Below are 14,395 nucleotides of genomic sequence, written 5' to 3' on the forward strand. Positions count from 1 at the left end.
CCCGTATCGGGGGCGGCGCCGCGGCGTTTCTCGGGGTCGGTCGCGGGTCAGCGGGCGCGGACCTGCACGTTCTGCACGATGCGGCCGAGGGGGCCGTGTTCGTCGTGGAGGGATCCGGCGGTCATGCCGACACCGTCGGGGCCGTAGGAGGTTTCGGCGCGGATGCCGGTCCAGTCGCCGGTGGGGGCGCGGAACAGGTGCACGGTCAGTTCGGTGTTGAGGAACAGCCACTTGCCGGGATGCAGCTTCGAGCCGACCCCGTTGGCGACGTCGGCAACGCTGAACAGTTTCTCGAGCCCGGTGGGTTCCTCGCCTTCGACCAGGGCGGTGTCGGTGCGCAGCCACGCCGAGGCGGGGCCGGGGCGGCCGAGCGGGGTGAGCAGCCGCCAGTCGAGGGTCTCGACGTAGCCGTGGTGCCAGAAGTCGCCGTCCGGTTCGGCGGGGGTGGCCTCGGACACCGGCGGCAGCGGTTCGTCGGCGGCGTTCGCGACCTCGGGCAGTTCGACGGTTTCCAGGCGCCACGCGGAGCCGCGCGCCACCGCCCGGTGGGTGCCGTCGGGGCCGGCGGCCCACAGTTCGGCGACGACGAGTTCGATCTTGCGGCCGGGCCGTTCGATCCAGGAGCGGACCTCGAGGTCGGTGAGCGGGACCGGTCCGAGCAGGTCGACGGTGATGCGGGTCAGGCGGGTGCCGGGGCGGGCGCCGCACCGGTCGAGGGCGCGGGCGAGCAGCGCCGACGGGGGCGCCCCGTGCTGCAGGGTGGTGCCCCAGGTGCTGACGGTGCGGTCGGTGGGGCGGAACCACTCGATGTGGACTGCGCTGTCGGTGGTGCCGGCCGGGCCGGTCGTCGGCACGTAGTAGGCCGCGTCGCTCACTTCGGTTCTCTCCTCGGGACTTCGCGGCGGCCGGGGGTGAACCGCCGTCCGACGATGATGACACCGGGTGCCGGAACGAGGCGGCGGTGGGTGGGGTGTGTGCAGCGACGCTCGGGTGACCTGGCAGGCTGTGGGACGGTCCGGCGCAGTGCCCGGGCCGATTCGACAGGCGAGCAGACGAGGGTGGACACGGCGATGGCAGCAGGCGGACTCGGGCGTAGCGGACCGTTCCAGGTCGGTGATCGCGTGCAGTTGACCGACGCCAAGGGCCGCAAGTACACCGTGGTGCTCGAGCCGGGCAAGGAGTTCCACACCCACCGCGGCGGGATCCTGCACGACGATCTGATCGGCACCGACGAGGGCGTGGTGGTGACCTCCACCAACGGCACCCCGTACCTGGCGTTGCGGCCGCTGCTGGTGGACTACGTGATGTCGATGCCGCGCGGGGCGCAGGTGATCTACCCGAAGGACGCCGCGCAGATCGTGCAGGAGGGCGACATCTTCCCGGGGGCGAGGGTGCTCGAGGCGGGCGCCGGGTCCGGGGCGTTGACGTGTTCGCTGCTGCGGGCGGTCGGGTCCACCGGCCGGGTGATCTCGTACGAGGTGCGCGAGGACCATCTCGAGCACGCCGAGCGGAACGTGGCCACGTTCTTCGGGGAGCGCCCGGAGAACTGGACGACGCAGCTGGCGGATCTGGCGGACTACGACGTGGAGACCCACGGGCGGGTCGATCGGGTGGTGCTGGACATGCTGGCGCCGTGGGATGTGCTCGAGACGGTGAAGAAGGCGCTGGTGCCCGGTGGGGTGCTCATCGTCTACGTGGCGACGACGACGCAGCTGTCGCGGGTGGTGGAGGCGCTGCGGGAGCAGACCTGCTGGACCGAGCCGCGGTCGTGGGAGTCGATGGTGCGCGGCTGGCACGTGGTGGGGTTGGCGGTGCGTCCGGAGCATCGGATGCAGGGGCACACCGCGTTCCTGGTCAGTGCCCGCCGGTTGCAGGACGGGGTGGAGACCCCGAAGCCGCAGCGCCGCCCCAGCAAGGGCTGAGCGTCCCCACCGGGGTGGTGCCGTGGCCCGGTGCGTCCGGGCCCCGGCGTGCCGGTGTCAGCTGCAGGGCAGGTGGCCCATCTCGAAGATCGAGCAGACGCTCTCGTCGGCGATGACCCATTGGCCGTCGACCTGTTCGAAGGTCAGCGGCATGGGGGCGCCCCCGTGCGGGCCGGCGACCTCGGTGGTGGCGGTGACGGTGTCCTCGTCCACGGCGGCGACCTCGCCGACGGTGCCGGTGAGCGGGTAGCCCGCGAGCACCCCGTTGAACTGCTCGAGCACGGCGGTGCGGTCCGCACCGTTCTCGACGACGGCGGCCTTGGCGTCGACCGGGGCGGCCGGGTCGAAGAAGGTGTTCACCTGCTGCTGCAGGACCTCGGCGGTGACCGCGGCGGCCGCGGCCGCGGCGCTCGTGGTGGCACCGGTGGCGGCGCCCGACGTGGTGGCCGAGGCGGTCTCGGTGGAGTCGTCGTCGCTGCTGCACGCGGTGAGGGCGGCGAGGGCGGCGGCGGTGGCCGCGGCGGCGGCGAGCTTGCGGATGGTCACGGAGGACACCTTTCGTGTGAACCGTCGGAACAGAAACCAAAAGATAGGTAAGGCTAACATCGTGGGCGCGGGTGGTTCCGGCCCCGGCGGTGTGAGTGCGGCGACACATGTTCGGAACACGGCTGTTTCGTGTCCCCCCGCACATCGGCCCGACTGCCGGTAGCGTGGAAACACCCACAGTGGAGGGAGTCGCACATGTCAGAGAACCCGGATTCGGTTGCCGCCCGTGAGATCGACGAACTGCGAACCGAGGTCGCCGCGTTGCGACGCCGGCTCGCCGAGCCGTCCGACCAGGTACGCGACCTCGAGGCACGCCTCGACTCCCTGACGGTCCGCAACGGCAAGTTGATGGAAACGCTCAAGGAGGCCCGCCAGCAGCTGATCACCCTCCGGGAGGAGGTGGACCGGCTCGGGCAGCCACCGAGCGGCTACGGGGTGCTGCTGAGCACCTTCGAGGACCAGACCGTGGACGTGTTCACGTCGGGCCGCAAGATGCGGGTGGCGGTGTCGCCGAATCTCGACACCACGGATTTCGAACCCGGACAGTCGGTGCGGCTGAACGAGGCGCTCACCGTCGTCGAGGTCGGCGGTTTCGAACGCGTGGGGGAGATCACCGCGCTGCGGGAACTGCTCGACGACGGCACCCGCGCTCTGGTCGTCGGGCACGCCGACGAGGAACGCGTGGTGTGGCTGGCCGCGCCGCTCGCCGCGGCCGCCGCGCGCACCCTGGACCCGGGGAACGCGGACCTCGCCGACACCGACGACAACTTCAAGCTGCGCCCCGGCGATTCGCTGCTGGTCGACAGCAAGGCCGGGTACGCGTTCGAACGCATCCCGAAGGCGGAGGTCGAGGACCTCGTCCTCGAGGAGGTCCCGGACGTCGACTACGGCGACATCGGTGGCCTGGGCCGGCAGATCGAGCAGATCCGCGACGCGGTGGAGCTGCCGTTCCTGCACAAGGACCTGTTCCGCGAGTACGCGCTGCGTCCCCCCAAGGGCGTGCTGCTGTACGGGCCGCCCGGCTGCGGCAAGACGCTGATCGCCAAGGCGGTCGCCAATTCGCTGGCGAAGAAGATCGCCGAGGCCCGCGGGCAGGATTCGAAGGAAGCCAAGTCGTACTTCCTCAACATCAAGGGCCCGGAGCTGCTGAACAAGTTCGTCGGCGAGACCGAACGGCACATCCGGATGATCTTCCAGCGGGCCCGGGAGAAGGCGTCCGAGGGCACCCCGGTGATCGTGTTCTTCGACGAGATGGACTCGATCTTCCGGACCCGCGGCTCGGGCGTGTCCTCCGACGTGGAAACCACCGTGGTGCCGCAGCTGCTGTCGGAGATCGACGGTGTCGAGGGTCTCGAGAACGTCATCGTCATCGGCGCCTCCAACCGTGAGGACATGATCGATCCGGCGATCCTGCGGCCCGGCCGCCTGGACGTGAAGATCAAGATCGAACGTCCGGATGCGGAAGCGGCGCTGGACATCTTCTCGAAGTACCTGACCGATGCGCTGCCGGTGCACGCCGACGATCTCGCCGAGTTCGGCGGCGACCGCGGCGCGTGTGTGCGGGCGATGATCGAGCGGGTCGTCGACCGGATGTACGCCGAGTCGGAGGAGAACCGGTTCCTGGAGGTGACCTACGCCAACGGCGACAAGGAGGTCCTGTACTTCAAGGACTTCAACTCCGGCGCGATGATCCAGAACATCGTCGACCGCGGCAAGAAGTACGCGATCAAGTCGGTGCTCGAGACCGGCGCCCCGGGTCTGCGGGTGCAGCATCTGCTCGATTCGATCGTCGACGAGTTCGCCGAGAACGAGGACCTGCCCAACACCACCAACCCGGACGACTGGGCCCGGATCTCCGGGAAGAAGGGGGAGCGGATCGTCTACATCCGCACCCTGGTCACCGGCAAGAACGCCAGCACCAGCCGGGCCATCGACACCGAGTCGAACACCGGCCAGTACCTGTAGCGGCGTGAACCGACGGGGTGGGCCGGGAGGGTGTCTTCCGGCCCACCCCGTCACGGCTGCAGCAGGTCCGCCAGCAGCACCCGGCTGTCCGGCACGAACGGCCACGCCGGGTCCCGCACATGCGCGCGCAGCTCGTCGAGGGTCCACCACCAGCCCGCCGCGATCTCGCTGTCCTGGTGCCGCACCTCCCCGCCCCAGCAGGTTTCGAACGCCCACAGGTGACACCGCAGGGGATGGCCGCGCCAGCTGCCGTCCCACGAGGCCTCGGCCAGCGGCGTCAGATCCACTCCGGTCACGCCGAGTTCCTCGGCCAACTCCCGGCGGGCCGCCTCGATCGGGGTTTCCCCGGCGTCGATGACCCCCCCGGCGAGACAGTCGTGGTGCGCCGCGAACACCGTCTTGGTGGTGGAACGGCGGTGCACGTAGACGCGGGTGCGGTCCGGGGAACGCAGCAGCACCCCGGCGCTGCCGTGCCACAGCCCCTGCGCATACACCTGCGAACGCGGGGCCTGCCCGGTGCAGCGGCCGGCGTCGTCGTACACGGCGACGAGTTCGTCGGAGCCGCGCTCGAACCAGGGTGTCGCATCCATTGGGATCATGCTGCCACCCGGGCCCGGACGGCGGCCGGGCGGCGTAGCGTCGAGGCGGTGCGCCCGGCCCACCCGGAGGGAGCCCCGATGCCGCTGCCCGCCACCCTGGCCCGGTTCAACCGGGTCGTCACCAACCGTCTGCTGCGGCCACTGGCGGCGCACCTGCCGTACATGGCGGTCGTCGAGCACCGCGGCCGCCGTTCCGGGCGGCTCTACCGCACCCCGGTCAACGTCTTCGTCGACGGCGACCGGTACCGGTTCGCGCTGACCTACGGCACCGACGTGGACTGGCTGCGCAACGTGCGGGCCGCCGGCGGCTGCACCGTGATCACGCGCGGCCGCGCCGTGCCGGTGGCCGACCCGCGGCTGGGCCACGACCCGCACGCGGCGTGGGCGCCGCCGCCGGTGCGCTGGGTGCTCACCACGATCGGGGCCCACCACTACCTGGACTGCACCGCCGTGGCCGGGTGATCGGGGCCGCCGCACTCCCGCCGCGGCGGTGATCACCTAGTCTCGATGCCATGCAGCGGATCATCGGTATCGAGGTCGAGTACGGGATCTCTTCACCCAACGAACCCACGGCGAACCCGATCCTGACCTCCACCCAGGCGGTGCTGGCCTACGCGGCGGCCGAGGGGGTGCCGCGCGCCAAGCGCACCCGGTGGGACTACGAGGTGGAATCGCCGCTGCGGGACGCCCGCGGCTTCGACCTGGGCCGCTTCAACGGGCCGGCCCCGATCATCGACGCCGACGAGGTCGGCGCCGCCAACATGATCCTCACCAACGGGGCGCGGCTGTACGTCGACCACGCGCATCCGGAGTATTCGGCGCCGGAGGTCGCGGACCCGCTGGACGCGGTGATCTGGGACAAGGCCGGCGAACGCGTGATGGAGGCCGCGGCGCGGCACGCGTCCAGCGTGCCGGGGGCACCGCGGCTGCAGTTGTACAAGAACAACGTCGACGGCAAGGGCGCCTCCTACGGCACCCACGAGAACTACCTGATGTCGCGGGACACCCCGTTCTCGGCGGTGGTGGCGGGCCTGACCCCGTTCTTCGCGTCCCGGCAGGTGATCTGCGGGTCCGGCCGGGTCGGGATCGGGCAGTCCGGGGACGAGGCCGGGTTCCAGCTCTCGCAGCGCGCCGACTACATCGAGGTCGAGGTGGGGCTCGAGACCACCCTCAAGCGCGGCATCATCAACACCCGCGACGAACCGCACGCCGACGCCGACAAGTACCGGCGGCTGCACGTGATCATCGGCGACGCGAACCTGGCGGAGATGGCCACCTACCTGAAGGTGGGCAGCACCGCGCTGGTGCTGGACCTGATCGAGGCCGGTGTCGACCTGTCCGATCTGCAGCTGGCGCGGCCGGTGACCGCGGTGCACCACATCAGCCACGACCCGACGCTGCGCAAGACGGTGGCGCTGGTCGACGGGCGGGAGCTGACCGGGCTGGCGTTGCAGCGGATCTACCACGAGCGGGCCGCCGAGTTCCACGACGGCACCGAGGACAAGCGGGTCCTCGACATCCTCGACAAGTGGGCGATGGTGCTCGACCTGCTCGAACGCGACCCGATGGAATGCGCGGACCTGCTGGACTGGCCGGCGAAGCTGCGGCTGCTGGAGGGTTTCCGCAACCGGGAAGGGCTGGCGTGGTCCGCGCCGCGGCTGCACATGGTGGATCTGCAGTACTCCGACGTGCGCCTGGACAAGGGCCTGTACAACCGGCTGGTGGCCCGCGGGTCGATGCAGCGGCTGGTCACCGAGCAGCAGGTGCTCGACGCGGTGCACACCCCGCCGGCGGACACCCGGGCGTTCTTCCGCGGGGAGTGCCTGCGCCGGTTCGGCGCGGACATCGCCGCGGCCAGCTGGGATTCGGTGATCTTCGATCTCGGCGGGGAGTCGCTGGTGCGGATCCCGACGCTCGAACCGCTGCGCGGCAGCCGCGCGCACGTCGGGGCGTTGCTCGAGTCGGTGGAGTCGGCGGCCGAGCTGGTGGACCAGTTGACGCACTGACCGGGGTGCGTGCGCGCCGACACACGGGCGCGCCGCACCACAAGTCGCACTCGGTACCGGGTCGGCTCGGTAGGGTGGAGTTCTGAGCAGGATGGTGGCCCGTCCGGTCGTCGACCGGAGCCGGACACCCCAGTGATCGAGGAGGTCGCGGCTATGGCGCAGGAGCAGACCACACGCGGCGGTGGTGGCGACGACGACGAGGTCGTCGGCGACGGTGGTGCCGGTCAGGAACGGCGCGAGAAGCTGGCGTCGGAAACCGACGATCTTCTCGACGAGATCGACGACGTGCTCGAGGAGAACGCCGAGGACTTCGTGCGGGCCTATGTGCAGAAGGGCGGCCAGTGACAACGGATCGTTCGTCCCTTCCCTATCGCGAGGTGCAGCCCCGGCTGCACCTCGCGTCTGAGATGTCGTCGTTCACCGAGCATCTGCGGATGCACGCCCCGGAGTTGCTGCCGGAGAACCGGTTCGCCGGTCGGCTCGGGACGCTCGGCGAGATCGCCCCGCACGGCACGACGATCGTGGCGGTGACCTTCGACGGTGGGGTGCTGCTCGCCGGTGACCGGCGCGCCACGATGGGCAGCCTCATCGCGAGCCGCGACGTGGACAAGGTGCACATCACCGACGACTACTCCGCGGCCGGCATCGCCGGGACCGCGGGCCTGGCCGTGGAGATGGTGCGGCTGTTCGCGGTCGAGCTCGAGCACTACGAGAAGATCGAGGGTGTGCCGTTGACGTTCGACGGCAAGGCCAACCGGCTGTCCTCGATGGTGCGCGGCAACCTCGGCGCGGCCATGCAGGGTCTGGCCGTGGTGCCGCTGCTGGTCGGGTTCGATCTCGACGCCATCGATTCGCACCGCGCCGGCCGCATCGTCTCGTACGACGTGGTCGGCGGCCGGTACGAGGAACGCGCCGGCTATCACGCCGTCGGGTCCGGGTCGTTGTTCGCCAAGTCGTCGCTGAAGAAGCTGTTCCGGGCGGACGCGGACGAGCAGTACGCGCTGCGCACCGCGGTGGAGGCGCTGTACGACGCGGCCGACGACGACAGCGGCACCGGCGGCCCCGACACCACCCGCGGCATCTATCCGACCGCCGCGGTGATCACCGCGTCCGGGGCGACGATGGTGCCCGAGGCGACATTGTCCGAACTGGCCCGCGCGATCGTGGCCGACCGCACCGCAGGAGGTGGGCAGTGACGCTGCCGTACTATGCGTCCGCCGAGCAGATCATGCGCGATCGCTCGGAGCTGGCCCGCAAGGGCATCGGCCGCGGCCGCAGCGTGATCGCCCTGATCTACGCGGACGGGGTGCTGTTCGTCGCGGAGAACCCGTCGAAGGCGCTGCACAAGATCAGCGAACTGTACGACCGGGTGGGTTTCGCGGCGGTCGGCAAGTACAACGAGTTCGAGAGCCTGCGCCGCTCCGGGATCATGCACGCGGACATGCGCGGCTACGCGTACGACCGGCGGGACGTGACCGGCCGGTCGCTGGCGAACGCGTTCGCCTCCACCCTCGGGTCGATCTTCACCGACCAGCCCAAGCCGTACGAGGTGGAGATCTGCGTGGCCGAGGTGGGCCGGTCCGACACCGAGGACGCGCCGCAGCTGTACCGGATCACCTACGACGGGTCGATCGTCGACGAACCGCAGTTCGTGGTGATGGGCGGCACCACCGAGCCGATCGCGACCGCGCTGCGCGAGGCCTATCGGCCCGGTCTCGAGCTCGATGCCGCGGTCGCGGTGGCGGTGACGGCGCTGCAGCGCGGCACCGGCTCGGAGGCGACGCCGCGGACCCTGGGCATCGGGGAACTCGAGGTCGCGGTGCTCGAGAAGCCCCGGCCGCGCCGCGCGTTCCGGCGGATCACCGGCGCCGCGTTGGAGGCGATGCTGCCGACCACCGGCGACGGCGCCGCCGCGGCGGACACCCCGGAGACGGCGGAGACGCCGGGCACCGACACCGACACCGGCACCGCCGGTCAGGACGGGTCGGGCAGCCGGTAGAGCGTCAATGCCGCGGGGGCACTGCGGAATTCGAAGACGGTGCCGTCGGTGACGACCTCGCCGTCGGTGGCCAGCGCCACCGGCGGCCCGTCGATCCGCACCGACACCGCGGCCACGTTCTGCTGCGTGTAGGTGGGGGACCGGTCCAGGCTGCCGGTGACCACCGCGGTGAGCAGCCGCAGCCGGGACCAGCGCCGGTCCGCCCGCAGGTACCGCAGATCGAGGGTGCCGCCGGTCAGCGCCGGCCGGGACATCGGGACCCGATCGGTCGGGGTGTACCGACCGTTGCCGACGAACAGCAGCCACAGCGCCATCTCGGTGCCGTCGATCCGCACCGTCAACGGTGACGCGGTCGCCAGCACCCGCGTCATCGCCGCCGCCGCGGCCGGCCACTTGCCGATGCGCGGTTCCCAGCGCTCCCGCAGCCGCACCGAATCGGGGTAACCGCCGAGACTGGCGGTGTTGACGAAGGTGTACTCGGTGCCGCCGTCGCCGGTGGCGGTGCCGGTGCCGGGGGCGTCGGGGACGGTGACCCGCCCGAGGTCGATGCGGACGGCGTGCCCGCCGGCGACGGCGCGGATGGTGTCGCCCGGTTCGGCGGCGCCGGCGTCGCGCGCGAAGTGGTTGAGGGTGCCGCCGGGGAACACCGCCAGCGGCAGACCCGCGGCGACCGCGGCCGCCGCGACCGCGACGACGGTACCGTCGCCGCCGTCGACGCCGAGCGCCACCGGGTGGTGCTCGGTGATCAACCGGTCCAGTTCCGCGGCGAGGTCCTCGCCGGTCGGCAGCGTGACGATGCGCGCCTCCGGCAGCGCCGCCCGCAGGTCCTCGTGGTCGCTCTCGTCGGTCCCGGAGCCGGGATTGACGACGACCAGCAGCCCGCGGCCGGTGGGCAACGCCGGTGCCTCCACCGCGGTCCCGGCGACCGCGGGTTCGTCGACGCGCACCGCCCACCAGCGGCGGGTGCCGAGCGCGACCGCGGCCCCGGCGGCGGCGCCGACGAGCACGTCGGTGGGCCAGTGCACCCCGGTGTGCACCCGCGAATAGGCGACCGCGGCGGCCAGCGGCGCCACCACCGCGGCGGTGGCGGGGGATTCGAGCGCCACCCCGGTGGCGAACGCGGCGGCGGAGGCGGAGTGCCCGGACGGGAACGACGACGAGGTGGGCATGGGCACGGTGCGGCGCCGGAAGTGCGGTTCGACGCGGGCCGGGGGGCGGCGGCGCGGCAGCAGCGGCTTGAGGACCCCGTTGGCGAGGGCGCTGGCGCCGGCCACCGACAGCAGCCCGCGGACCACGGCGCGGCGGGGGGTGCCGCCGACCGCGATGCCCACCGCGGCGCACCCCATCCACAGCACGCTGTGGTCGGCGAGGCGGCTGAGAATCCGCAGCGCCGGGTCCGCGGGGGACGGGCGCAGCGCGCCGCTGCGTTCGAACAGGACACGGTCTGCGCGGCTGTACCGGGCGGCATCGAACATCACAGGTTGACCGTAGATGCCGTTGCAGCCGATGGTCGGTTGTTCGGAGCGGTACTGTCGAAGTGTGCAGCGACGAATCATGGGTATCGAGACGGAGTTCGGCGTCACGTGTACCTTCCACGGGCATCGCCGACTGAGCCCCGACGAGGTGGCGCGCTACCTGTTCCGCCGGGTGGTGTCGTGGGGCCGCAGCTCCAATGTGTTCCTGCGCAACGGGGCGCGGTTGTATCTGGACGTGGGGTCGCACCCGGAGTACGCGACCGCCGAGTGCGACGACCTGTTGCAGCTCGTCGAGCACGACCACGCCGGGGAACGGGTCCTCGAGGATCTGCTCGTCGACGCCGAGCAGCGGCTCGCCGAGGAGGGCATCGGCGGCGACATCTACCTGTTCAAGAACAACACCGACTCGGCCGGCAACTCGTACGGCTGCCACGAGAACTATCTGGTGGCGCGGGTGGGGGAGTTCTCCCGCATCTCCGACGTGCTGCTGCCGTTCCTGGTGACCCGGCAGCTGATCTGCGGCGCCGGGAAGGTGCTGCAGACCCCGAAGGCGGCGACGTTCTGCCTGTCGCAGCGCGCCGAGCACATCTGGGAGGGCGTCTCCTCGGCGACCACCCGGTCCCGGCCCATCATCAACACCCGCGACGAACCGCACGCCGACGCCGAGAAGTACCGGCGGTTGCACGTGATCGTCGGTGACTCGAACATGTCCGAGACCACCACCATGCTCAAGGTGGGGTCGGCGTCGCTGGTGCTCGAGATGATCGAGGCCGGGGTCGCGTTCCGGGACTTCGCGCTGGACAACCCGATCCGCGCGATCCGGGAGGTCAGCCACGACCTGACCGGGCGGCGCCCGGTGCGGCTGGCCGGGGGTCGGCAGGCCAGCGCCCTGGACATCCAGCGCGAATACCACGCGCGGGCGGTGGACTATCTGCGCAGCCGGGAACCGGACCCGCACGTGGCGCAGGTCGTCGACCTGTGGGGCCGGGTGCTCGATGCGGTCGAGTCGCAGGACTTCGCGAAGGTCGACACCGAGGTCGACTGGGTGATCAAGCGCAAGCTGTTCCAGCGCTACCAGGACCGCTACGGCATGGAACTGTCGGACCCGAAGATCGCGCAGCTCGACCTGGCGTACCACGACATCAAACGCGGCCGCGGCGTGTTCGATCTGCTGCAGCGCAAGGGGCTCGCCGCACGCGCCACCGACGACGAGGCCGTCGACGCGGCCGTGAACACCCCGCCGCAGACCACCCGCGCGAAGCTGCGCGGCGACTTCATCGCGGCGGCGCAGGCCGCGGGCCGGGACTTCACCGTCGACTGGGTGCACCTCAAGCTCAACGACCAGGCGCAGCGCACCGTGCTGTGCAAGGACCCGTTCCGGTCCGTCGACGAACGCGTGGAGCGGCTGATCGCCTCGATGTAGAACATCGCGTCACGGAGATCATCGCCGGCAGGCGTGTCGCGCGACCACGCCTGCGGACCGCCGCGGGCGGGACACTAGGCTTGCGGGCGTGGCGATCTCGAAAGTCGAACGGCTGGTCAACCTGGTCATCGCGTTGCTGTCCACACGCCAGTTCCTGACGGCGGAGAAGATCCGGGCGTCCGTCGCCGGCTACGCGGACTCGGCGAGCGACGAAGCGTTCAGCCGCATGTTCGAGCGCGACAAGAACGAACTGCGCGACCTGGGCATCCCGCTGGAGACGGGCATGCCGTCGCGGTACTCCACCGTCGAGGGCTATCGCATCAACCGGGACGCCTACGAGCTGCCCGACATCGAGCTGACCAGCGCGGAAACCGCGGCGGTCGCGGTCGCGGCGGCGCTGTGGTCGTCGCCGGAGCTGACGTCGGCGGCGCAGAGCGCGTTGCTGAAGCTGCGGGCGGCCGGGGTGCAGGTCGACGCCGATCCGACCGGCACCGTGACCTCGCTGCCGGCCCGGGCCCGCGGCTCCGAACCGGCGCTGCACGCGCTGCTCGCCGCGATCGACGCACGCCGCGCCGTGCAGTTCGACCACCGCGCGTCCCCCACGGACCCGTGGACGCGGCGCACCGTCGAACCGTGGGGCATCGTCACCGTGCACGGCCGCTGGTATCTGGTCGGGCACGACCGCGACCGCGACGCCACCCGCACCTTCCGGCTCTCCCGCATCGGCGACGAGGTCACCGCGGTCGGTCCCGCCGGTGCCGTCACCATCCCGGAGGGGGTGGATCTGCGGGCGCGGGTGCTCGAGGCCACCAGCACCGGCGATGTCACCGGCGCCGCCCGGGTGTGGGTGCCGGACGGGCGGGCCGCCGAGCTGCGCCGGCTCGGCACCGAAACCGCACGCCGCCGGATCGGGGACCGCGACGGCACGGTGCTCGAGGTGCCGGTGCGGTCGTGGAGCTGGATCGCGCGGGTGATCGCCGGGCAGGGCGCCGATGCCCTGGTCCTGGCGCCGAGCGAGCTGCGTGAGCAGGTGCGGGCCATCCTGACCCGGGTGGTCGCCGGCACGGCCGTGGAGGGGGAACGGTGAGCACACGACTGTCGGAGCGGCTGACGCGGCTGCTCAATCTGGTGCCGTATTTCACGGCGAACCCGGGGATCAGCGCGGCCGAGGCGGCCCGCGACCTGGGGGTCACGCCGAAACAGATCATGGACGATCTGAACCAGCTGTGGGTGTGCGGTCTGCCCGGGTACGGGCCCGGGGATCTGATCGACCTGTCGCTGTCGGAGGACAGCATCGTGGTCACCTTCACCGCCGGCATCGACCGGCCGCTGCGGCTGACCTCCACGGAGGCGACGGCGCTGCTGGTGGCGTTGCGGTCGCTGCTGGAGATGCCCGGGGTGGTCGATCCGTCGGCGGCGCAGGGCGCCATCGCGAAGATCGAGGCGGCCGCCGGCAGCGCCGCCGCCGACCGCGACACCCCGGTGCCGGTGTCCGACGATCCGGTCGCGGCGACCGTGCGGGCCGCGGTGCACCGCGGCCGGGCCCTGCACCTGACCTACTATTCGGCGTCCCGGGACACCGTCTCGGAGCGGGACGTGGACCCGATCCGGGTGGTGCTCATCGACGAGCACACCTATCTGCAGGCGTGGTGCCGCACCGCGGAGGGGGTGCGGTTGTTCCGGTTCGACCGGATCGATGCGGCCGAGGAACTGCCGGAACCGGCCCGGCCGCCGGTCGCGGTCGACGAGGAGGACAGCTTCGAGTTGTTCGCCGGGGATCCGACGCTGCCGGCCGCGCGGTTGCGGATCGATCCCGGCTACAGCTGGCTGATCGACTACTACCCGCTCACCGAGGTGCAGCTGCAGCCGGACGGGTCGTGCACCGCGGTGCTGCGGTTCGCGTCTCCGGAGTGGATGACGCGGCTGGCGGTCGGGCTCGGCGGCGGGGTGACGGTGCTGGGGCCGCCGGAGCTGGTGGCGGCGGTGCGGGCCCGCGCCGCGGCCGCGTTGGAGGCGTACGACACACTGCCGCTCGACGAACCCGCAGCCGGGCGTGTAACGGAGCTGTGAACCCTGCGCGAACTCCCGGTCAAACGGCTGTGGGCCGGGATCGGGCGTGTTCGGGTCCGGTAGCATCGGCAGCACACCATCTGTGGAGGTAGATAATGGGTGCAATGAGCCCGTGGCACTGGGCCATCGTCGCGATCGTCGTCGTCATCCTGTTCGGCTCGAAGAAGCTTCCGGACGCCGCGCGCGGTCTCGGCCGGTCGCTGCGCATCTTCAAGAGCGAGGTCAAGGAGATGCAGAACGACGACGCCCGTCCGGCGCCGCCGCAGCAGGCTCCGAACTCGCTGCCCGCCGGTCAGCCCCCCGCCCAGTCCGTGGACGCGACCGTCACCGACCCGACGCAGACCCACCCGCGGTCGGCCTGACCATCGACCACCCCACCGGGGCATCCGT

The 14,395-nt window shown here is 71.4% G+C and carries 15 protein-coding genes; 11 read left to right on the forward strand and 4 right to left on the reverse strand.

Going from position 1 to position 14,395, the window contains the following annotated elements:
* Positions 1–47: 47 nt before the first annotated feature.
* The gene (locus ACWDTS_RS21565; protein WP_450108520.1) at positions 48–875 is read right to left on the reverse strand and encodes a thioesterase family protein; all 828 of its coding nucleotides are present in this window, start codon (positions 873–875) and stop codon (positions 48–50) included.
* Positions 876–1,070: 195 nt separating this feature from the next.
* On the opposite strand from ACWDTS_RS21565, the gene ACWDTS_RS21570 reads away from it, so the two are divergent.
* Positions 1,071–1,922, forward strand: a complete 852-nt coding sequence (locus tag ACWDTS_RS21570) for a tRNA (adenine-N1)-methyltransferase (RefSeq protein ID WP_450108521.1) — start codon at positions 1,071–1,073, stop codon at positions 1,920–1,922.
* Positions 1,923–1,979: 57 nt separating this feature from the next.
* Here the strand turns inward: ACWDTS_RS21570 and ACWDTS_RS21575 are convergent, their stop codons facing one another.
* On the reverse strand, positions 1,980–2,468 hold the full coding sequence (locus ACWDTS_RS21575) for a nuclear transport factor 2 family protein (protein WP_450119005.1): 489 nt from the start codon (positions 2,466–2,468) through the stop codon (positions 1,980–1,982).
* A gap of 195 nt (positions 2,469–2,663) precedes the next feature.
* On the opposite strand from ACWDTS_RS21575, the gene arc reads away from it, so the two are divergent.
* A complete protein-coding gene (gene arc / locus ACWDTS_RS21580) occupies positions 2,664–4,433 on the forward strand; it encodes a proteasome ATPase (RefSeq protein ID WP_450119006.1) in 1,770 nt (589 codons plus the stop codon).
* A gap of 50 nt (positions 4,434–4,483) precedes the next feature.
* Here the strand turns inward: arc and ACWDTS_RS21585 are convergent, their stop codons facing one another.
* Complete coding sequence (locus ACWDTS_RS21585; RefSeq protein ID WP_197256335.1) at positions 4,484–5,023, reverse strand: NUDIX domain-containing protein; 540 nt, start codon at positions 5,021–5,023, stop codon at positions 4,484–4,486.
* An 87-nt stretch (positions 5,024–5,110) separates the two neighbouring features.
* Between ACWDTS_RS21585 and ACWDTS_RS21590 the strand changes: the two genes are divergently transcribed.
* From ACWDTS_RS21590 to prcA, 5 genes are all read left to right on the forward strand, one after another.
* Positions 5,111–5,494: a nitroreductase family deazaflavin-dependent oxidoreductase gene (locus tag ACWDTS_RS21590; RefSeq protein ID WP_450108524.1), complete on the forward strand. Its 384-nt coding sequence runs from the start codon at positions 5,111–5,113 to the stop codon at positions 5,492–5,494.
* 50 nt (positions 5,495–5,544) lie between these two features.
* The gene (gene dop / locus ACWDTS_RS21595) at positions 5,545–7,038 is read left to right on the forward strand and encodes a depupylase/deamidase Dop (protein ID WP_248676276.1); all 1,494 of its coding nucleotides are present in this window, start codon (positions 5,545–5,547) and stop codon (positions 7,036–7,038) included.
* Between the two features lie 153 nt (positions 7,039–7,191).
* A complete protein-coding gene (locus tag ACWDTS_RS21600) occupies positions 7,192–7,383 on the forward strand; it encodes a ubiquitin-like protein Pup (RefSeq protein ID WP_059384481.1) in 192 nt (63 codons plus the stop codon).
* Positions 7,380–8,234, forward strand: coding sequence for a proteasome subunit beta (prcB, locus tag ACWDTS_RS21605; RefSeq protein WP_450108525.1), 855 nt, complete (start codon positions 7,380–7,382; stop codon positions 8,232–8,234). The genes ACWDTS_RS21600 and prcB overlap by 4 nt, the downstream gene beginning before the upstream one ends.
* A complete protein-coding gene (prcA, locus tag ACWDTS_RS21610; RefSeq protein WP_450108526.1) occupies positions 8,231–9,037 on the forward strand; it encodes a proteasome subunit alpha in 807 nt (268 codons plus the stop codon). The genes prcB and prcA overlap by 4 nt, the downstream gene beginning before the upstream one ends.
* On the opposite strand, the gene ACWDTS_RS21615 is transcribed toward prcA, so the two are convergent.
* The gene (locus ACWDTS_RS21615) at positions 9,013–10,512 is read right to left on the reverse strand and encodes a bifunctional phosphatase PAP2/diacylglycerol kinase family protein (RefSeq protein WP_450119021.1); all 1,500 of its coding nucleotides are present in this window, start codon (positions 10,510–10,512) and stop codon (positions 9,013–9,015) included. The genes prcA and ACWDTS_RS21615 overlap by 25 nt on opposite strands.
* 64 nt (positions 10,513–10,576) lie before the next feature.
* Between ACWDTS_RS21615 and pafA the strand changes: the two genes are divergently transcribed.
* The 4 genes from pafA to tatA all read left to right on the forward strand — a co-directional run bounded on the left by pafA (position 10,577) and on the right by tatA (position 14,367).
* Positions 10,577–11,935 (forward strand): Pup--protein ligase, encoded by a 1,359-nt coding sequence (gene pafA / locus ACWDTS_RS21620; RefSeq protein WP_197256343.1) that lies wholly within the window; start codon positions 10,577–10,579, stop codon positions 11,933–11,935.
* 88 nt (positions 11,936–12,023) lie between these two features.
* Positions 12,024–13,022 (forward strand): helix-turn-helix transcriptional regulator, encoded by a 999-nt coding sequence (locus tag ACWDTS_RS21625; protein ID WP_450119007.1) that lies wholly within the window; start codon positions 12,024–12,026, stop codon positions 13,020–13,022.
* Positions 13,019–14,005 carry a helix-turn-helix transcriptional regulator gene (locus tag ACWDTS_RS21630; protein WP_450108528.1) on the forward strand — a complete coding sequence of 329 codons (987 nt, stop codon included), beginning with the start codon at positions 13,019–13,021 and terminating at the stop codon, positions 14,003–14,005. Before ACWDTS_RS21625 ends, ACWDTS_RS21630 begins: the two co-directional genes overlap by 4 nt.
* Positions 14,006–14,100: 95 nt before the next feature.
* Positions 14,101–14,367 carry a Sec-independent protein translocase subunit TatA gene (gene tatA / locus ACWDTS_RS21635; protein WP_450108529.1) on the forward strand — a complete coding sequence of 89 codons (267 nt, stop codon included), beginning with the start codon at positions 14,101–14,103 and terminating at the stop codon, positions 14,365–14,367.
* Positions 14,368–14,395: the final 28 nt, after the last annotated feature.

The sequence above is a fragment of the Rhodococcus sp. NPDC003383 genome (assembly GCF_053589115.1).